The 19348-nt window shown below is 73.7% G+C and carries 17 protein-coding genes and 1 tRNA gene; 17 read left to right on the forward strand and 1 reads right to left on the reverse strand.

The genetic code is table 11. The features are described 5' to 3' along the window. Window positions 1-94: 94 nt before the first annotated feature. From QQX09_RS06530 to QQX09_RS06590, 13 genes are all read left to right on the forward strand, one after another. On the forward strand, window positions 95-1081 hold the full coding sequence (locus QQX09_RS06530) for an aldo/keto reductase (protein ID WP_301132615.1): 987 nt from the start codon (window positions 95-97) through the stop codon (window positions 1079-1081). Window positions 1082-1166: 85 nt separating this feature from the next. Next, window positions 1167-1239: transfer RNA gene (locus QQX09_RS06535), tRNA-Arg, on the forward strand. Between the two features lie 76 nt (window positions 1240-1315). Continuing rightward, a complete protein-coding gene (locus tag QQX09_RS06540) occupies window positions 1316-2491 on the forward strand; it encodes an ROK family protein (RefSeq protein ID WP_301132620.1) in 1176 nt (391 codons plus the stop codon). A gap of 153 nt (window positions 2492-2644) precedes the next feature. After that, window positions 2645-3634 (forward strand): alpha/beta hydrolase, encoded by a 990-nt coding sequence (locus QQX09_RS06545; protein ID WP_301132625.1) that lies wholly within the window; start codon window positions 2645-2647, stop codon window positions 3632-3634. Then, on the forward strand, window positions 3631-4701 hold the full coding sequence (locus tag QQX09_RS06550; RefSeq protein WP_301132628.1) for an ABC transporter permease: 1071 nt from the start codon (window positions 3631-3633) through the stop codon (window positions 4699-4701). The genes QQX09_RS06545 and QQX09_RS06550 overlap by 4 nt, the downstream gene beginning before the upstream one ends. Window positions 4702-4758: 57 nt before the next feature. After that, a complete protein-coding gene (locus QQX09_RS06555; protein WP_301132630.1) occupies window positions 4759-5883 on the forward strand; it encodes a sugar ABC transporter substrate-binding protein in 1125 nt (374 codons plus the stop codon). Window positions 5884-5904: 21 nt separating this feature from the next. Further along, window positions 5905-7428, forward strand: coding sequence for a sugar ABC transporter ATP-binding protein (locus QQX09_RS06560; protein ID WP_301132632.1), 1524 nt, complete (start codon window positions 5905-5907; stop codon window positions 7426-7428). Between the two features lie 29 nt (window positions 7429-7457). Then, window positions 7458-8981, forward strand: coding sequence for a UbiD family decarboxylase (locus tag QQX09_RS06565; RefSeq protein WP_301132641.1), 1524 nt, complete (start codon window positions 7458-7460; stop codon window positions 8979-8981). After that, window positions 8978-9547: a UbiX family flavin prenyltransferase gene (locus tag QQX09_RS06570; protein WP_301132645.1), complete on the forward strand. Its 570-nt coding sequence runs from the start codon at window positions 8978-8980 to the stop codon at window positions 9545-9547. Before QQX09_RS06565 ends, QQX09_RS06570 begins: the two co-directional genes overlap by 4 nt. After that, window positions 9544-9966 (forward strand): pyridoxamine 5'-phosphate oxidase family protein, encoded by a 423-nt coding sequence (locus tag QQX09_RS06575; protein WP_301132650.1) that lies wholly within the window; start codon window positions 9544-9546, stop codon window positions 9964-9966. The genes QQX09_RS06570 and QQX09_RS06575 overlap by 4 nt, the downstream gene beginning before the upstream one ends. Window positions 9967-10011: 45 nt before the next feature. Beyond that, window positions 10012-12315 carry a heavy metal translocating P-type ATPase gene (locus QQX09_RS06580; RefSeq protein WP_301132652.1) on the forward strand — a complete coding sequence of 768 codons (2304 nt, stop codon included), beginning with the start codon at window positions 10012-10014 and terminating at the stop codon, window positions 12313-12315. A gap of 1 nt (window position 12316) precedes the next feature. Further along, window positions 12317-13492 (forward strand): lycopene cyclase family protein, encoded by a 1176-nt coding sequence (locus QQX09_RS06585; RefSeq protein ID WP_301132654.1) that lies wholly within the window; start codon window positions 12317-12319, stop codon window positions 13490-13492. 43 nt (window positions 13493-13535) lie between these two features. Continuing rightward, the gene (locus QQX09_RS06590; RefSeq protein WP_301132656.1) at window positions 13536-14837 is read left to right on the forward strand and encodes an ROK family protein; all 1302 of its coding nucleotides are present in this window, start codon (window positions 13536-13538) and stop codon (window positions 14835-14837) included. 127 nt (window positions 14838-14964) lie between these two features. On the opposite strand, the gene QQX09_RS06595 is transcribed toward QQX09_RS06590, so the two are convergent. Beyond that, window positions 14965-15489 (reverse strand): hypothetical protein, encoded by a 525-nt coding sequence (locus QQX09_RS06595; protein WP_301132658.1) that lies wholly within the window; start codon window positions 15487-15489, stop codon window positions 14965-14967. A gap of 332 nt (window positions 15490-15821) precedes the next feature. Between QQX09_RS06595 and QQX09_RS06600 the strand changes: the two genes are divergently transcribed. From QQX09_RS06600 to QQX09_RS06615, 4 genes are all read left to right on the forward strand, one after another. Next, window positions 15822-16454, forward strand: coding sequence for a GntR family transcriptional regulator (locus QQX09_RS06600; RefSeq protein WP_301132660.1), 633 nt, complete (start codon window positions 15822-15824; stop codon window positions 16452-16454). Window positions 16455-16629: 175 nt separating this feature from the next. After that, entirely contained in the window at window positions 16630-17652 is a 1023-nt protein-coding gene (locus QQX09_RS06605) for an ABC transporter substrate-binding protein (RefSeq protein WP_301132662.1), read from the forward strand. 75 nt (window positions 17653-17727) lie between these two features. Then, a complete protein-coding gene (locus QQX09_RS06610; RefSeq protein WP_301132663.1) occupies window positions 17728-18564 on the forward strand; it encodes an ABC transporter permease in 837 nt (278 codons plus the stop codon). Beyond that, window positions 18561-19346: an ABC transporter permease gene (locus QQX09_RS06615; protein WP_301132666.1), complete on the forward strand. Its 786-nt coding sequence runs from the start codon at window positions 18561-18563 to the stop codon at window positions 19344-19346. The genes QQX09_RS06610 and QQX09_RS06615 overlap by 4 nt, the downstream gene beginning before the upstream one ends. Window positions 19347-19348 lie beyond the last annotated feature (2 nt).

Raw genomic sequence — 19348 nt, forward strand, 5'->3', positions numbered from 1 at the left:
GACGCCCCGGGGCGCTCGGGGCACGATGCGCGGGTCGCCGGGCCTGGCCGCCGCATCGTCCTTCCGCCCCCGGCGACCGGGCTACGGTGGTCCCATGAGGACGACGATGGTGCCGAACCTGGGACGTGAGATCTCGCTGGTGGGCCTGGGGACCTGGCAGCTGGGTGGCGACTGGGCCACCGTGGGCGACGAGACCGCGCAGGAGGTGCTCAACGCCGCCGCGGACGCCGGCACCCGCCTGTTCGACACCGCGGACGTGTACGGCGACGGCCGCTCCGAGAAGGCGATCGGCCGCTTCCTCGCCGGCCGCGCGGACCGCGCCGACTTCACCGTCTTCACCAAGATGGGACGGCGCGCGCAACCGCACGTGCCCGAGGCGTACACCCTCGACAGCTTCCGCCGGTGGACGGACCGCTCGCGCGAGAACCTCGGCGTCGACACGCTCGACCTCGTGCAGCTGCACTGCCCGCCCACGCCGGTCTACTCGGACGGCCGCGTCTACGACGACCTGCGCACCCTGCAGCAGGAGGGGCGCATCGCGCGCTGGGGCGTCTCCGTGGAGCTGGTGGACGAGGCGCTCGCGGCGCTCGAGCAGCCCGACCTCGCGACCATCCAGATCATCGTCAACATCTTCCGCCGCAAGCCGCTTGAGCGGGTCCTGCCGCTCGCGGCCGAGAGGGGCGTGGGCATCATCGCGCGCCTGCCGCTCGCCTCGGGCCTGCTGTCCGGCAAGTACGACGAGCACACCACCTTCGCGCCCGAGGACCACCGCACGTGGAACCGCGACGGCTCGAAGATGAACATCGGGGAGACGTTCTCGGGCATCCCGTTCGAGGTCGGCGTGGCCGCGGCGCGCGAGGTCGCCGCGCTGACCCCCGAGGGCTGGACGACGGCGCAGATGGCGCTCGGCTGGCTCGCCCAGGTGGGCGTCGCGACGATGATCCCCGGCGCCTCCAAGGTGTCGCAGGCGCAGTCGAACGCCGCGGCGGCGGAGTTCCCGGAGCTGCCCGCGGCGACCATGGACCGGCTCGAGCAGATCTACGAGACGTACTGCCGCGCGCACGTGCACGACGTGTTCTGAGCGCAGGCGCGGGTGCCGGTGCGGCGGGACGATGCGCGGGTCGCCTCCCGTGCAGCCGGTACCCTTGTCCGCGTACCCCACGCACGCGCCTGTAGCTCAGGGGATAGAGCACCGCTCTCCTAAAGCGGGTGTCGCTGGTTCGAATCCAGTCAGGCGCACCGAGTTCAGGTGCCTCGACACGCGGTGCCGCGCGCGCCTCCGACCGGCACGCGCCGTCCCCGTAGGATGACCCACGTGACGGACGCGGCCGAACGACTGCCAGCCCGTGACCGGACCCGGGCGACGCTGCTCGCGGCCATCCGGTCCGGCGACGGCGTCACGCGCGGCGACCTGGTCGAGATGACGGGCCTGCCGTCGAGCACCGTCACCCACGCCATCGGCGCGCTGCTGCGCTCCGGCACGGTGTACGAGGCGGAGCCGGAGTCCAAGGGCCCCGGCTCGGGCAGGGGGAGGCCCGGGCGCGTGCTGCGCGCCGTGCCGCGCGGGCGTCACGTGGCCGCGCTCGACATCGGTCACACGCGCATCGTGGCCGCGATCGCCGACGACAACGGCACCCCGCTCGACACCGCCACGAGGGAGATGGACGTCGACCTCGACGCGCACGCCGCGCTGGACGTCGCCGCCCGCCTGGTGGCGGCCCTCGCGTCGCGGTTCGACGTGCACGACATCGTCACGTGCGCCGTCGGGATCGCCCTGCCGATCGAGACGCGCACGGGCAGGGTCCGCGCGAGCCTGGGGCTCTCGAGCTGGGACGGCCTGTCGCCCGCGGAGGAGCTCGAGCGGCGCACGGGGATCCCGACCCACGTGGAGAACGATGCGCTGCTCGGCGCCGTCGGCGAGACCGCCCGCGGGGCGGCGCGGGGCAAGGACCATGTGATCTTCCTCAAGATCTCGCACGGCATCGGCGCGGGGCTGGTGCTCGACGGCGAGCCGTACCGGGGGGCGTCGGGCCTCGCCGGCGACATCGGCCACACGAAGGTCCCCGGCCGCTCGGAGCTGTGCAGGTGCGGCGAGCGCGGCTGCCTCGAGGCGACCGTCTCGATCACCTCGGTGATGGACCAGATCGCGGCGACGCACCACGGCGCCATCGTGGGCTTCGACAGGGGCGACGACGTCGACATGGTGACCCGCCGGATCCTCGAGGACGCGGGTCGCGAGCTCGGCGCGGTCGTGGCGCAGACCGCCAACCTGCTCAACCCCGAGGTCGTGGTGATCGGCGGCGCGATGGCGATGGCGCACGAGTCCTTCATGGAGGGCGTCACGTGGGCCATGCGCGAGTACGCGCGCCCCACCATCGCCGCGGCGACGGAGGTGTGCGTGGCGTCGCTGGGGCGTGACGCGACCGTGATCGGGGCCCTCCATCTGGGCGCGCGACGCGCGGCGGCGCTCGAGCCGGCGCCCGCGTCCTAGCGGTCACCGGCCGGTGCCAGCGGCCGAATTCAGACGGTAATCATTCAAATAAGTCGATATCTGCTCGTGCTGTGACCAATTCGTTATCTGAATAGGCCAACATAGGCGCGAAAAGCGTTGACTCGACCGTCTTCCACGCTCGAAGATGAACCTGTGCAACGACGTACACCTTCAGGCGACCCCACCGACGAGCCCTGGGCCGAGCCGCTCGCCTCGAGCGCCCTGCCGCGGCCCCTGGTCGAGGACGATGTCGCGACCATCAGCGGAGCGGTCTACGCGAGCCGGCCCGGCTACCGCCCGCTCGAGCTGGACCTCTACGCCCCTGCCGACGCCTGGGCCGACGGCGGCCTCGCGGAGCAGGGGAGGCGCCTCCCCGCGATCGTGTGGATCCACGGCGGCGCCTTCATGCTCGGATCGCGGCGCCTGCTGCCGACCTTCCTCGAGGAGGCCGACTTCTTCGCGGCGCTCGCGCGGGCCGGCTTCGTCGTCGCGACGATCGACTACCGCCTGTCGAGCGAGGCGCGCTGGCCCGCGCAGCTGCTCGACGTGCGCGCCGCCGTCCGCTGGCTGCGCTCCCGCGCCGACGAGCTCGGCATCGCCACGCATGCGATCGCGGTGTGGGGCGAGTCCGCAGGCGGTCACCTCGCCGCGTGCGCGGGGCTCCGCGGCGACGCCACGCATCCCGACGAGGCGCCCGGCATCCCGCTGCCGTCCGTGGCGGCCGTCGTCGACTGGTACGGACCGACGGACTTCGCCGCGATGGACCGCCAGGCGCCGCCGGACGCGCTGCAGGTGCACGATGCGCCCGACTCGCCCGAGTCGCGGCTGGTCGGCGCGCCGGTGCAGGACGCGCACGGCCCCGTCTCCGATGCGGACCCCGCGACCCATGTCGCCCCCGGGTGCCCGCCCGTCCTCATCCGCCACGGCGTGCGGGACCGGCTGGTGCCGTTCGGCCAGAGCATCCACCTCGCGGCGGCGCTCGAGGCCGCGGGCGCCGACGTCCGGCTGCGCCCCGTCGAGGGAGCCGGCCACGTCTTCGAGGGCCATCCTCACCCCGTCGACTTCGTGCACGAGGCCGTCGACTTCCTCCGCGAGGTGATGCCTTCGGCCCTCTCGCACCCCACCTCCAGGACACACCGATGAAAGGCACCGTCATGAGTCAACGCGTCAAGGTCGACGCGCCAGCTGCCACGCCGCCCGAAGGGGGGCCGCGCAACCCGCTGTCCTCCCTGCTGCGCAGCGGGCTCCGCATCCGCGCGCTCACGGGCGCGGACTGGTTCAGCGCCCTCGCCGCGCTCGCGCTGCTGATCGCGGTGATCGGCCTGATGAACCCGGCGTTCCTCAACTCCACCCAGCTCATCAACGTGGTCCAGCAGTCCGTGTACATCGCGCTGATGGCCGCGGGCATCGCGTTCCTGGTGACGCAGGGCGAGGTCGACCTGTCGGTGGCGGGCAACTACGTGCTCACCGGCATCGTCGCCTCGATGCTCATCCAGGGCGGCATGAACACGTGGGTCGCGGCCGCGATCGCCCTCGGATGCGCGGTCGCCGTCGGAGCGCTCAACGCGCTCATCGTGCAGGGGATCGGCATCAACTCGCTCATCGCGACGCTCGCGATGGGGTGGGTGCTGCGCGGCCTGGCGGCGGCGCTGTCCGAGGGCAAGCAGATCATCGGCATGCCGGTCGACGATGCGTTCTTCCGCATCCTCGGCGGCGAGAAGATCCTGGGGCTGCCGGTGTCCGTGTGGATCCTCATCGTCGTGATCTCCGCGCTGACGGTGCTGCTGCGGTCGACGCCGTTCGGCTACCGGGTGCGCGAGATCGGCTCGAACGAGGACGCCGCCCGCTTCGCGGGCATCCCGGTCAACCGCACCAAGACGCTCGCGTTCCTCCTGAGCGGCGGCCTCGCCGGCCTCGCGGGCCTCCTGGGCCTCGCGTTCTTCACCAGCGGAGACCCGACCTCCGGAGGCGGCTTCGAGCTGTTCGCCGTCGCCGGCGCGGTCATCGGCGGCAACCCGCTCACCGGCGGTACCGCGACGATCTTCGGCGCCGCGATCGGCGCGATCCTGCTCAAGACCGTCGGCGTGGGCCTCGTCTACTTCTCGATCCCGGCGGTCTGGAGCCAGTTCGCCACCGGCGCGATCATCATCCTCGCGGTGTCGCTCAACGGCCTCATGGCCCGTCGCAAGCAGCGCCGTCGCGAGACCTAGCGGGCGTTCTCGGTCCCCCTGTTCACCAGCAGTTCCCAACGAAGGAGAGAAGTGACAATGAAGTCCATCCCGACCAGTCTGCGCGGCCGCATCGGCGTCCTCGCGGCCACCACCGCGGTCGCCGCCGCAGCCCTCGCCGGCTGCAGCTCGAGCGCCTCGGAGACCACCACCTCGGCCGACGCGACCGGCGCCACCGAGCCGGCCGCCGAGTCCACCCTCGAGCCCGGCTCGATCAAGCTCGGCATCGCCTACTGGGACACCATCACCTACGCGTTCCAGCTCATGCTCAAGGGCTCCGAGGCCGTCGCCGCGAACGACCCGGCGATCGCCCTCGAGTCCACCGCTCCCGACTCGGGCGACCCGTCCAAGCTGCTCCCCCTGTTCCAGGCGGTGGCGCAGACGCAGACCGACGGCGTGGTCCTCCAGACGCTCGCCGCGGACCCGTTCTACCGTCCGGTGCTCGACACCACCGGCAGCGGCACCCCGGTCATCGCGATCGACGCCCCGCCGCCCGCGGATGCCGGCGTCGACCTGTTCATCACGAACGACAACACCGAGCTGGGCCGCATGCTCGCACGAGAGGTCCTCAAGGACCTCGACCCGGACGCCAGCGGCGAGATCGTCATCGGCACCAACGGCCCGGCGGTGCCCCCGCTCATGGCCCGCGTCGACGGCATGATCGAGGTCGTGGAGCAGGAGTTCCCGAACGTGACGATCGTCGGCCCGATCTCGACCTACGGCACCTCCGGATCGCCGCAGGAGAACTACGACGCATGGGACGGCATCTGGCGCCAGCACTCCGACGCCCTCGCCTACATGGCCCCCGGGGCCCAGGACGCGGTGTCGCTCGGCCTGATCCAGACCCGCAACGGCGTCGAGCTCCTCGCCGGCGGCATGGACCTCGAGCCCGGCTCGCTCGACGAGGTGAAGACCGGCCGCATCGCGGCGCTGGTGTCGCCCGAGCACTGGCTCAAGGGCTACATCGCCACGAAGATCCTCGCGATGCACGCCGAGGACGGCTTCGAGATCCCCGTCGGCACCTGGGACACCGGCGGCCTCGTCGTGAACGCGGACAACATCGACGAGGTGCTCGCGCGCCAGGCGAGCGACGACGCGATGCGCGAGGCGCTCACCCCGGTCGGCGACGAGCAGATCGCCAACTTCCAGGACTACATCAACTAGCAAGGTAGGGCAGCCACTCTCATGCACGCGTTCGAGGCGCAGGACATCCGGAAGAGCTACGGCGGGGTGCACGCGCTCCGCGGGGTGGGCCTCGCGGTCCGTCCCGGCTCGGTTCACGCCCTGCTGGGCGAGAACGGCGCCGGCAAGTCGACCCTGGTCAAGATCATGACCGGGGTCACCCGGCCCGACTCCGGAGTCCTGCGCCTCGACGGGCGCGAGGTCGCCTTCGCCAACACGGCGGAGGCGGCCGAGAACGGCGTGGCGGTCGTGTCGCAGGAGCTCAGCCTGTTCCCGCACCTGTCCCTGCTGTCCAACCTGTTCCCGATGCGCGAGCCCCGCAAGGGGCTGCTCATCGACAAGCGCGAGATGCTCCGGCGGGCCGAGCCGATCCTCGACCAGCTGGGCGTCGACGCGGCGCCGGGCACCCTCGTCCAGGAGCTGTCGCTGGCGGACCGCCAGCTGGTCGAGATCGCGAAGGCGCTCGTCACCGAGCCGCGCGTGCTCCTCCTCGACGAGCCGACCTCGGCGCTCGAGGGCGGGGCGACCGACCGGCTGCTCGACATCCTCAGGGTGCTGCGCAGCCGCGACGTCGGCGTGGTGTTCGTCAGCCACATCCTCCAGGAGGTCATGAGCGTCTGCGACGAGGTCACCGTGCTGCGCGACGGCGCGATGGCGCTGTCCGCGGACCCCATCGCGAACCACTCCGTCCCCACGCTGGTCAAGGCCATGATCGGGGACAAGGTGGTCGCCACCGAGACCGTGGCGCGCACCGACGTCGCCGAGCTGGCGGGCACGGCGGAGGGCGCCCTCGTGGTGGACGGTCTCGCGCTCGGCTCGGGCGTCCACGACGTCAACCTCACCGTGAAGCCCGGCGAGATCGTGGGGCTCGTGGGCCTCGCGGGCTCCGGCCCGACCGACGTGCTCCGCGCGCTCGCGGGCATCGTCAAGCCCACCGCGGGCACGGTCACGCTGCCCGGCGGCAGGCCCGCGCCCAAGGGCCACCGCGCCCACGTCGCCGCGGGCGTCGCCTACGTCTCGGGCGACCGCCGCCGCTACGGGCTCATGCTGGAGAAGCCCATCTGGGAGAACATGGTGCAGGTCCGCTCCATGGGGATGTCCCGCGACGGCGCCTTCCTGCGCAAGGGCGCGCTGCTCGAGCGGGCGCGCGGCCACGTCGCGCGCGTCGGCATCAAGGTCGGCTCGCTCGAGGACGACGTGAGCTCGCTGTCCGGCGGCAACCAGCAGAAGGTCGTCATGGCCAAGTGGCTGGACAACGCCCCCTCGGTGCTGCTGCTCGACGACCCGACGCGCGGCGTCGACGTCGGCGCCCGCGCGGAGATCCACGGCCTGCTGCGGGGAGCGTCCAACGGCGGCTCCGTCGTGCTGATGTGCTCCACCGACCTCGAGGAGGTCGTGGCGGCGTGCGACCGCGTCGTGGTCTTCTACCGCGGCCGGCCCGTCGCCGAGCTCGTGGGCCCGCAGATCACCACCCGCACGATGCTCGAGCTCGTCAACACCGGCGCGCCCGAGGAGCAGGCGGCCTGAGGCCGCCCGCCGCGCCCTCCCCGACGACCATGCCTCGCCCCGCTCCGGCCCCGGCCGCGCGCGATCTGCGCGACGCGCTCGCGCTCATCGCGCACGACCCGTCCGCGTACCTCGAGACGTCCCACCCGGTGAACCCCGCGGGGCAGCTCGCCGGCGTGTACCGGCATGTCGGCGCCGGCGGCACCGTCGCCCGCCCCACGCGGCGCGGTCCCGCGATGATGTTCACGTCCGTCGCGGGTCACGAGGACGCGCGCGTCCTGGTCGGGCTGCTCGCGGACCGTCGCCGGGTCGCGACGATGCTCGGCGCCACCCCGTCCACCGTCGCCCACCGTCTGGTGGAGGCGCTCGACAGGCCCCTCCCACCGGTCGTGGTCGACGAGGCGCCCGCCCAGGAGCGCGTCCACCTCGCCTCCGATCCGGGCTTCGACATCCGCCGCCTCCTGCCCGCGCCCACCAACACGCCTACGGACGCCGCACCGTACTTCTGCATGGGGCTGCTGCTCGCGAGCGACCCCGAGACGGGCGTGTCCGACGTCACGATCCACCGCATCGCCGTGCAGGGACGCGACGAGCTGTCGATCTTCTTCTCGCCGGGCCGCCACATCGACGTGTTCCGCGCGAAGGCCGAGGCCGCGGGCAGGCCGCTGCCGGTGACCATCAACATGGGCCTCGACCCCGCCGTGGTCGTCGGCGCCTGCTTCGAGGCCCCCACCACCCCGCTCGGCTACGACGAGCTCCAGGTCGCCGGCGGGCTGCGGGGCGCGCCGGTCGAGCTGGTGGACGCCGTGACCGTCCCGGAGCGCGCGATCGCGCGCGCCGAGATCGTCATCGAGGGGGAGCTGCTGCCCCACGTGCGGGTCGCCGAGGACCAGCACACGCGCACCGGGCGCGCGATGCCCGAGTTCCCGGGGTACTCGGGCCCGGCCCACCCCTCGTTGCCCGTCATGCGCGTCACCGCCGTCACCACGCGCGAGCGGCCGATCCTCCAGACCCTCGTCGGGCCCGGGGAGGAGCACACCTCGCTCGCCGGCATCCCGACCGAGGCCTCCGTGCTGCAGGCCGTCGAGCGCTCGATGCCCGGCTTCGTCACCCAGGTCCACGCCCACACCGCCGGGGGCGGCAAGCTGCTCCTGGTGATGCAGGTGCGCAAGCGCGGGCCGCGCGACGACGGCATGGCCCGCCAGGCCGCGCTCGTCGCGCTCGCGACGTTCCGCGAGCTCAAGAACGTCATCCTCGTCGACGCGGACGTCGACGTGTTCGACACCGACGACGTCATGTGGGCGATGACCACCCGCATGCAGGGCAGCACCGACATCGTCGTCGTGCCCGGCGTCGCCGGCCACGTGCTCGACCCCTCGCAGCAGCCCGCCTACGATCCCGCGATCCCGGCACCGGGCGTCACCTCCAAGACGATCTTCGACGCGACGGGGCCGTTCGCGATGCGCGACGAGTTCGCCCGCGCGGCGTTCATGGACGTCGACCCGCGGCCGTGGGCGCCCGGGCTGAGCTTCCCCTACCTCGACGACGCGGCCCCGGCGGGAAGCGCGCGATGACGACGGACCGGATCATCGTCGGCATCACCGGGGCGTCGGGGACGGCCTACGGCGTCCGCGCGCTCGAGCTGCTCCGCGAGGCCGGCATCGAGACCCACCTCGTGATGTCGAAGGCCGCCCACGTCACGCGACGCTACGAGTCCGACCTCGTCCGCGAGGACATCGAGGCGCTCGCCGACCACGTGCATCGTCCCGGGGACATCGACGCCGCGATCTCGTCCGGCTCGTTCGTCACGCGCGGCATGCTCATCGCGCCCTGCTCGATGCGCACCCTCGCCGAGATCGCGTCGGGCGTGTCGACGTCGCTGGTGAGCCGCGCCGCGGACGTCGTGCTCAAGGAGCGCCGGCGGCTGGTGCTCATGGCGCGGGAGAGCCCGCTGCACCTCATCCACCTGCGCAACATGGCCGCGGCGACCGAGGCGGGCGCCGTGATCTTCCCGCCGGTGCCCGCGATGTACGCCAACCCGACGTCGATCGACGACGTCGTGACGCACTCGGTCGCTCGCGCGCTCGACCTCTTCAACGTCCACGTGGAGTCGATCCCGCGGTGGGGCGGACCGGGATGACGGCGGCCGCGGATCCCCTCCGCGCCCTGCGCGACCTGCTCGCGGCCGAGCCCGGCGTGTGGCTCCTCGGCACGCGCGCGGCGGACGGGATGCGGACGCGCCCCGTGCGGGTGTTCGCCGACGAGGGCGACGCGGACCTCGTCGTGCTCACCGGGGCACGGTCCCGCAAGGCCGCCGAGCTCGAGCTGTGGCCCGAGTTCACCCTCGCGGGCCCCGTCGCGGGCGGATGGCTCGCGGCGGAGGGGAGCGCCCGCGTCGTCAGGGACGCGGCGCCCGTCGCCGCGTGGGTCGCGCGGCACGCCCCGGGGGTGCACGCGGGAGAGGTCTGCGCCCTCGTGCTGGCGCCGGCGCGCGCGCGACGGTGGAGCGTGAGCTCGGGATCGCCGTTCGACAACACGGTCGCCACCCTGCTGCCGTGACCTAGGCCCCGCCCGCGCGCGCCGCGACGGGCATAACGTGGTCACATGGTCGGGACGGTCCGGCGCCATCTCGAGACGATCGTCCTGGTCGTCTCGGGCCTCCTGCTGGCCGGCGGCGCCGTCGCCTGGTGGACCTCCGCCCCCGACGCCGCGACCGCGCTGTGGGTCGCCGGCACCGTCCTCGGCCTCCTCTACATCCTCCCCGCGACCGTCGCCGCGGCCCTGCGCCGTCGCCCCACGGTCGACGTCATCGCGGTGCTCGCGCTCGCGGGAGCCCTGTGGGTCGGCGAGCCCCTCGCGGGCGCCATCATCACCCTCATGCTCGCCACGGGCCAGGTGCTCGAGGCCCGCGCCGACGCGCGCGCCCGCCGCGAGCTCAGCCTCCTCACCGAGCGCGCGCCCCGTACGGCGCGCCGGCTCACCCCGGCGGGGCTCGAGGAGGTGCCGGTGGACGATGCGGAGGTCGGGGACCACCTGCTCGTGCGCCCCGGCGAGGTGGTCCCGGTGGACGGGCGCCTCACCGCCGCCGCGACGTTCGACGAGTCGGCGCTCACGGGCGAGTCGGTGCTGGTCGAGCGATCGGCGGGCGAGGACGTCCGCTCGGGCGTGGTCAACGCGGGCTCCCCGGTCGAGATCGTCACCACCACCACGGCCGCCACCTCGACGTACGCGGCGCTGGTGCGCCTGGTCGAGGAGGCGCAGGCCGCCTCCGCCCCGTTCGTGCGCGCCGCCGACCGGTGGGCGGTCGCGTTCGTGCCGCTCACCCTGCTGCTCGCCGGAGGCGCGTGGTGGGCCTCGGGGGACCCGGTCCGGGCCGTCGCGGTCCTCGTGGTCGCCACCCCCTGCCCGCTGCTCCTCGCCGCGCCCATCGCGATCGTGTCGGGCCTGTCGCGCGCGGCCAGGCTCGGCGTCGTCATCAAGGGCGGCGGAGCGCTCGAGCGCCTCGCCGTCGGGCGCGCCATGGTGGTCGACAAGACCGGCACGCTCACCCGCGGCCGCCCCGCGGTCAGCGACCTCGTCGCTGCCGACGGCCACGACGCGGACGAGGCCCTGCGCCTCGCGGCCTCGCTCGACCAGCTCTCCGCGCACGTCCTCGCGGGACCCATCGTCGAGGCGGCCCTCGCGCGCGGCCTCGACCTCACGCTGCCCGAGGCCTCCGAGGAGGTCCACGGCCAGGGGGTGGCCGGCACCGTCGAGGGGCACCGGGTGCGCGTCGGCCGGCCCACCTGGATCACCGGGCCCGAGCCCGACCGCTGGGCCCGCCAGGTGCGCCGCCGCGCCGACCTCGACGGGTCGATGAGCGTGCTCGTCGAGGTCGACGGCGAGCCCGCGGCCGCGGTGCTGCTGCAGGACCCCGTGCGCCCGGACGCGCCCCGCATGGTCCGCGCGCTGCGCGCCGCCGGCGTGCGCCGCATCGTCCTCGCCACGGGCGACCGGGCGGACGTCGCCCAGATGGTCGGCCGCGTCGTCGGGGTCGACGAGGTGCTCGCCGAGTGCACCCCCGAGGACAAGCTCGCCGCGCTCGCGCTCGAGCGGGAGCACGGCTCCACGGTGATGGTCGGCGACGGCATCAACGACGCGCCCGCGCTCGCCGCCGCCGACGTCGGCGTCGCGCTCGCCGCCCGCGGCGCCACCGCATCGTCCGAGGCCGCCGACGTGGTCCTCACCGTCGACCGGGTCGAGGCGCTCGCGGACGCCATGCGCGTCGCCCGCCGCTCCCGCCGCATCGCGCTGCAGTCCGTCGCCGTCGGCATGGGGCTGTCGCTCGTCGCGATGGTCGCCGCCGCGCTGGGCTACCTTCCGCCGACGCTCGGCGCGGCGCTCCAGGAGGTCATCGACCTGCTCGCGATCGCGATCGCGCTGCGCGCCGTGCTGCCGGGCCGGGACCGCGCGCCCGCGCTGTCGGAGATCGACCGCGCGACGCTCGCGTCGCTGCGCGAGCAGCACGACGGGCTCGCGCCCCTCGTCGAGCGGGTGGCGTCCGTCGCGGACGGCCTCACGAGCGCGGCCCCCGACCTCGCCCCCGCGCGCGACCTCCTCGACGCCCTCGAGACCGAGCTGCTGCCGCACGAGCGGGAGGATGAGGCGAGGCTCGTGCCGCTCGTGGCGCGCGCGCTCGGCAGCCACGACGCCGTCGCGGCGCTCAGCCGCTCCCACGCCGAGATCGAGCACCAGGTCGTGCGCCTGCGACGCCTCCTCGACTCGGTCGGGGAGGGTCCCGACGCGGCCGGCCCCGAGGACGTCGTCGAGCTGCGGCGCCTGCTCTACGGCCTGTACGCGGTGCTGCGCCTCCACAACGCGCAGGAGGACGAGGACGCCTTCAGCCTCGTGCCCGCGCACGGCGGCTGAGGTGCCCGGCACCGCGACGGTCGACGCCGTCATCGTCGGCGGCGGGGCCGCCGGGCTGTTGCTCGCGGCACACCTGGCGGCGATCGGCTGGGGCGACGACGTCCTGGTCCTCGACGACGGCGCGCAGCCGCTCGAGGACCGCGCGTGGGCGTGGTGGAGCACCGGCGGCGCGCTGCTCGATCGCGCGTCCTCCCGCGCGTTCGAGGTCGCCGACGTCGCGGGGGAGGGCTGGGCGCGCCGGCTCGGGCTCGGCCCGTACGCCTACCGCGTCGTCACCGGTCCCGAGCTGGGGGAGGCGGTCGCGCGCATCGTCCGGACGCGCCGCGGCTACCGGCGCCTGTCCGGCACGGCCCGCGGCCTCGCGGTGGACGATGCGGGGGTGCAGGTCGCGTACGAGGACCCCGACGGGCGCGCGCGAGCGGTGCGGGCCCGCTGGGTCTTCGACTCGGTCGGGCCGGGCGCGGCCGCGCCGGTGCCCGACCCCGATGCCGTGCTCGACGTCGCGGGCATCCGCATCGAGACGGCGCGCGACGCGTTCGACCCCGCGGCCGTCACCCTCATGGACTTCCGGACGGGCCAGGAGGACGGCGTCGCGTTCGCGTACGTGCTCCCCACCTCCGCCCGCACCGCGCTGGTCGAGCGCACGGTCTACGCGGGACCCGAGGGGCTCGGCGGTGCGGCGGACGCTCACGAGGCGCGGCTCGCCGCCTACGTGCGCGACGTGCTGGGCCTGGGCGAGCACCGCATCGTCGCCCACGAGAGCGGCACCATCCCGCTGGTGCTGCGCCCGCCCGCGCGACCCGACGGGCCGGTGGTGCCGATCGGCGCCCGCGCCGGCATGGTCAAGCCGTCCACCGGGTACGCGTTCGGCCGGATCCAGCGGCACAGCGCGGCGATCGCCGCGGCCCTCGCGGCGGGGCGCTACCCGGGCCGGGCCGTGCCGCATCGTCGCTGGGCGCGCACCCAGGACGCCGCGCTGCTGCGGGCGATGCGCACCGACCCCGCCGCCGCGCGCGGCTTCCTCGAGGCGCTGCTCACGCGCAACCCCGGGCCGCGGATCCTCGCCTTCCTCGACGAGGACCTGCCCGCCGCCGAGCACCTGCGGCTGTATGCGACCCTGCCGCTGCCACGGCTCGGGCTCGTCGTCGCCGCCGGCTCGTCGCGACGCTCCCGGTAGCGGCGGCCCGGGTCGCGCCGCGGCGCGCGTACCCTTGCTCACCATGGGAACGGTGCCCGGAGCCGGCCGCGACGTCGCGGCCCACGCGGTCGCGCGTCTGCCCGGCGAGGCCGCGGCGGACCCGTCGTCGCTGCGCTCGCACAACCTCGGCATCGTCATGCGGCTCCTGCGCGACCACGGCACGCTCTCCCGCAAGGACATCGAGCACGCGACCGGCATGGTGCCCGCTTCCGTCACGAACCTCGTCGCGGACCTCCACGACCGCGGGCTCGTGCGCGACGTCCGCGGCGGCGGCTCGGAGGTGCGGCGCCGGGGCCGTCCGCGGGTCATGGTCGAGGCCGTCCCCGACCGCTGCCTGGCGCTCGCGGTCCGCATCGAGCGCACGCGCGTCACCGGCGAGCTGCACTCGAGCGCGGGTCACCTGCTCGACTCGTCCTCGCGCGGCGTCACGCTCGCGTGGGGTCAGCCCGGCGACGTCGCGCACGCGATCGCGGAGCTCGTCGGACGCGCCCAGCAGCGCGCCGCCGAGCACGGCGCGGTCCTGTTCGCCTGCATCGTCACGATGCCCGGGCCGGTGGGCAGCGACAACCGGATCGCGGACACGGCGGAGTTCGGCTGGGGGCACCTCGGGCTGGTCGACCTCATCCACGCCGCGGGCGTGCCGGCGGCCGTGCGGGTCGAGGTGGTGAACGACGCGAACGCCGCCGCGCTCGCCGAGCATGCCGCGCTGCCGATGCCGCGGCCCGCGGTCATGCTCTACGTCGAGGGCTCTGCCGCGACCGGGGTCGGCGGCGGCGTGATCGCGGACGGCCGCATCCTCGAGGGAGGCCGCGGCTACGGCGGCGAGCTCGGGCACGTGACGGTGGACTGGCGCGGCCGGTCGTGCGCGTGCGGGGCGAACGGCTGCCTGGCGGCGTACCTCGGGCCCGAGGCGCTCCTCACGTCCGCCCGCCTCACCGACCTCGCGCAGATGGCGGGCCGGCAGGCCGCGATGGACGAGCTCCGCGCGCGCCTCGACCGCGGCGAGAAGCGGGCCGTCGACGTGGCCCTGCGCGCGGGCGACATCCTCGGCGCCGCGATGCGCTCCGTCTACGACGTGGTCAACCCCACCGCGCTGGTCCTCGGCGGCTACCTCGCGGGCATGCGCCGCTGGCTCGAGCCCGGCATCCAGATGCAGCTCGCGCCGCGCACCGAGCGTCTCGCGCCGCTCGCGATCGAGTCCGGGCGGCTCGGGCGGCGCGCGGGGCTCGTGGGGGCGGCGCGGCACGGCCTCACGCCGATGTTCGACGACCCGACCCTGGTGCCCGCCGTGCGCCGGGACGATGCGGTGGCCGAGGGGGCCTGACCCCTCCCGGCCCGTTGGCCTCTCCACGCGGCGGGCTCTGATTCGAGCCCTTGCCAGGTGTGTTGCCGTTCACATCCCGCGTCTGCGGTGGGGGAGCGGCCCGCCCGCGTGGAGGGGTGATCGGGGGTCAGGCGGCGGTGAGGCGCGCGAGGCGCATGTGCTGGTCGTCCCACAGGCACGTCTGCATCCACAGCCCGCCGGCGAGCACCGAGGCAGGCGAGTGCTTCGGCACGGTGAGCAGCTGCGTCACCTCGTACTCGCCCGCGGCGTAGCCGGTGAGACGCACGGTGTCGCCCACCTCGAGGCCGAGGACGACGGCGCCGCCGCAGTGGTTGTGCGAGGACACGACATCGCCCGCCATGAAGTCCTCGAACACCCATCCGGCGCATAGGTCGAGCGCCTCCTGGTGGCCCGTGAGACGCACATCGAACGTGTGCTCGGGCTCGGGCTCGGGCGCCGCGGTGACCTCGACCTCGGGGGTGTCGAGCGCGAAGGCGGCATCGCTCTCGGCGGTGATCGGCCCCACCCCGCTCGAGGTGGAGGGCGTGGAACCGTGGAGGGCCGCCAGGGTGTCGGCCGCCGCCGCCGGGACGATGCCGGCGACGGCGGTGAGGGTGAGGGCGGCAAGCAGCGCGATTCGTGTCCTTGGCATGGAGGGGGCCTTCCGTCGGGGGCGGGGTGCGACGCCTCAGCACCGTCGGCGGATCCCAGCAATTGTCACAATTCGGACACGGAATGGTCCAGGGTTATTCCCGAACCTCGCGCCGTGCCGGGTCCGCTCCGCACGGTTCGGCGCGCGACACGCGGGGCGATCCGCGCATCGTCCCTCGCAGACGCCGCGTGTCGGAGCGGGTTCCGTGCGGAGCGGATTCGAGGGGGCGGCGCGGCCTGTCGGGCGTCGCCCGCGCCGACCTGTATTGTCGACAATATTGTCGATAGCGCGGGCCGGCAGCGTCGCCGGACCGCCTGCGGGAGGAGGGTCCCATGGCTGCTGATGCACGGGTGCTCGAGGACCTGAGGGCCGCCATCCTGCGCGGCGAGTTCGCGCCGCGGCAGCGCCTCGTCGAAGCCGAGCTGTGCGAACGATTCGATGCGAGCCGCTTCGCCGTCCGCGCCGCGCTCCAGGCACTCGAGGCCGACGGGCTGGTCGAGCGCCAGCGCAACGTCGGCGCGCGTATCCGCGAGATCGGCATCGAGGAGGCCGTCGAGATCAGCGAGGTGCGCCAGGTGGTCGAGGGGCTCATCGCGCGGCGCGCCGCCGAGCGTGCGAGCGACGCCGAGGCGGAGGCGCTCGCGACGATCGGCCGGGAGATGCACGCGGCGGTGGCCGCAGGCGAGGTGGGGGAGTACAGCGACCTCAACGCGCGGCTGCACTCGACGCTGCGCGACATCGCCTGCCACGAGAAGGCGAACGGCATCATCGCGCACCTCCACGGCCAGATGGTCCGCCACCAGTTCGCGCTGTCGCACCAGCCGGGGCGCTCCAAGGTGTCCGTGTGGCAGCACCAGGCGATCATCGACGCCGTGGTGGCGCGGGACGGCGACGCCGCCGAGGCGGCGATGCGTGCCCACATCGCCTCGGTGATCGAGGCGTTGCGGGCGATCGCGACGCCCTGACGCGACGGCCCGACGGGTGGCGCTCCCGGGCCGCTCCGGAGGCCCCGCCGGCACGGCGTCCACGGTCCGTGACCGAAACGTTGCCAATATCGGCTACAAGATTGTCGACAATCCTGTTAGCGTGGGTCCTGCCACGCCCTCAAGGACGAGGGCGCGGGTCTCAAGGAGGAGCCCCATGCACGTTCAGTCCCTGTCGGTCCGCATGAGGACCGCGCTCGGAGCCGTGGCCGCCGTCGGCGTCCTCGCGCTCACCGCCTGCAGCTCGGATGGGGGTGGCACCGGCAGCAGCGAGTCGGCGGAGCCCATGGAGTCCGAGACCGGCGGCGCGATGATGGAGACCGTCGACGTCACCGTCGGCGTGATCCCCATCCTCGACGTCGCCCCGCTCTACCTCGGCATCTCGGAGGGCTTCTTCGAGGAGGAGGGCCTCACCATCACCACCGAGCTCGCCCAGGGCGGCGCGGCCATCGTGCCCGGCGTGGTGAGCGGCCAGTTCCAGTTCGGCTTCAGCAACGTCACGTCGCTCATCCTCGCCGAGTCCAACGACCTCGGCGTCGTCGCGGTCGCCCCCGGCGGCTCGACCACCGGCGACCTCATGAACGACTGGGCCGCCGTCATGACCCTCGCCGACTCGGGCATCTCGAGCCCCAAGGACCTCGAGGGCAAGAAGGTCGCGGTCAACACGCTCAACAACATCAACACCTCGACCATCAACAAGATGGTGCGTGACGACGGCGGCGACCCGTCGACCATCGAGTACGTCGAGCTCGCGTTCCCGGACATCGTCCCGGCCGTCGCCTCGGGCGACGTCGACGCCGGCCAGGTCGTGGAGCCCTTCGCCACCATCGCCAAGGGTCAGGACATGGTCAACCTGGGCTCGAACTACGCGGCCACGGACCCGAACCTCATGATCGCGGAGTACTTCACCTCGGCGACCTACGCCGAGGAGAACCCGGACGTGGTCGAGGCCTTCGCGAACGCGCTCACGAAGTCCTTCGAGTACGCGACCGAGAACCCCGACGCCGTGCGCGCCGTGCTCGCCGACTACACGAACATGGACGAGGCGACCCAGCAGGCGGTCACCCTGCTGTCGTGGCCGTCGGAGATCGACTCCAACACGGTGCAGCTGCTCGCCGACCTCGCGGTCGAGGACGGCTTCCTCACCGAGGTCCCGGACCTCTCCCCGCTGCTCCCGTAGCGGAACCCGCATCGTCCGGGCCGGGGCGGCCCACCGCCTCGGCCCGGACGGCACCCCCTCGACACTGGAGAGCCCGTGACCACCACCCCCACGGCGGCCCCGCCCGAACCCCGCGCGGCCCGCCCCCGCACCCGACGGAGCGGCCGGCGCAACGACGCCTGGCTCGGCGTCCTCGGCGTGCTCATCGTCCTCGCGGGAGCCGAGCTGCTCTCCCGCACCGGCATCGTCAACCCCGACTTCCTGCCCCCCGTCACCGAGATGTACGCCTCGCTGTTCCAGCTGCTGGGCGAGGGCTCGTTCTGGGAGTCGCTGTGGCTCACCGTGCGCGGCTGGGCCGTCGGCCTCGCGGCCGCCATGGCGCTCGGCATCGTCGTCGGCTTCGTGATCGGCTCGTCGCGCTTCCTGCGGGAGTTCACCAGCTCGACCGTCGAGTTCCTGCGCCCGATCCCCTCGGTCGCGCTCATCCCGCTCGTCGTGCTGATGTTCGGCACCAAGCCCGCATCGGCCTTCCTGCTGGTCCTCTACGCGGCCTTCTGGCAGGTGCTCGTCCAGGTGCTGTACGGCGTCGCCGACGTCGACCCGGTCGCCCGCGACACCGCCCGCTCGTACCGCTTCGGCCCTCTGCGCGTCGCGCGGTCCGTCATCTACCCGACGGCGCTGCCGTACATCATGACCGCCTTCCGCCTCGCGGCCGCGGTCGCGCTCATCCTCGAGATCACCGCGGAGCTCGTCATCGGCGTGCCGGGCCTGGGGCGCGACATCGGCATCGCGCAGAGCTCGGGCAACGTCCCCGCGACCTACGCCCTCGTCATCGTCGTCGGCCTCATCGGCGTCGCCGTCAACCTGTTCGCCCGCTTCGTGGAGCGCAAGGCGCTCTGGTGGCACCCGTCCGTGAGGAGCGAGGTCGCATGAACGCCGCCCGTCTCGCCCGCAGGGCCTTCATGCTGCTGGGCCTGCCGTTGATCCTGCTCGCCTTCTGGTGGGTCGCCTCGGCCAGCAGCACCAGCCCGTTCTGGCCGCCGCTGCAGACCATCCTCGAGACCTTCCCGAAGACCTGGACGTGGGACCGCATCGTCTCCGACGTCCTGCCCAGCCTCGCGCGCCTCGGGATCGGCTACGCGCTCGCGGTGGTCGTCGGCATCGTCGCCGGCACCGCGATCGGCCTCATGCCGCGTCTCCGCGCGCTCTCGGAGCCGGTGCTCGAGTTCTTCCGCGCGGTCCCGCCGCCCGTCCTCGTGCCGATCATCGCGCTGTTCGCCGGCTACACCGGCTGGCTCGGCAAGATCGTCACCATCGCGCTCGGGTGCCTGTGGCCCATCCTGCTCAACACGGTCGAGGGCGTGCGCGGCCTCGAGCCCGTCCTCAACGACACGGCCCGCAGCTACCACCTCAGCCGGTGGCGCCGCCTCGTGTTCGTGGTCCTGCCGGGCGCCAGCCCGCGCATCTTCACCGGCGCCCGTCAGGCGCTGTCCATCGGCGTGATCCTCATGGTCATCTCGGAGCTGTTCGGGGCCAACCGCGGCCTCGGCGCGGCCATCGTGCAGTTCCAGAGGAGCTTCGCCATCCCCCAGATGTGGACCGGCATCATCCTGCTCGGCCTCATCGGAGTCCTGCTCGCGGCCCTCTTCAAGGTCGTCGAGAACCGGATGCTCGCCTGGTACGTCGGGCAGCGCCAGATCGAGCGAGGAGAGTAGAG

The organism is Demequina litoralis (genome assembly GCF_030418455.1).
Classification (GTDB): Bacteria; Actinomycetota; Actinomycetes; order Actinomycetales; family Demequinaceae; genus Demequina; species Demequina litoralis.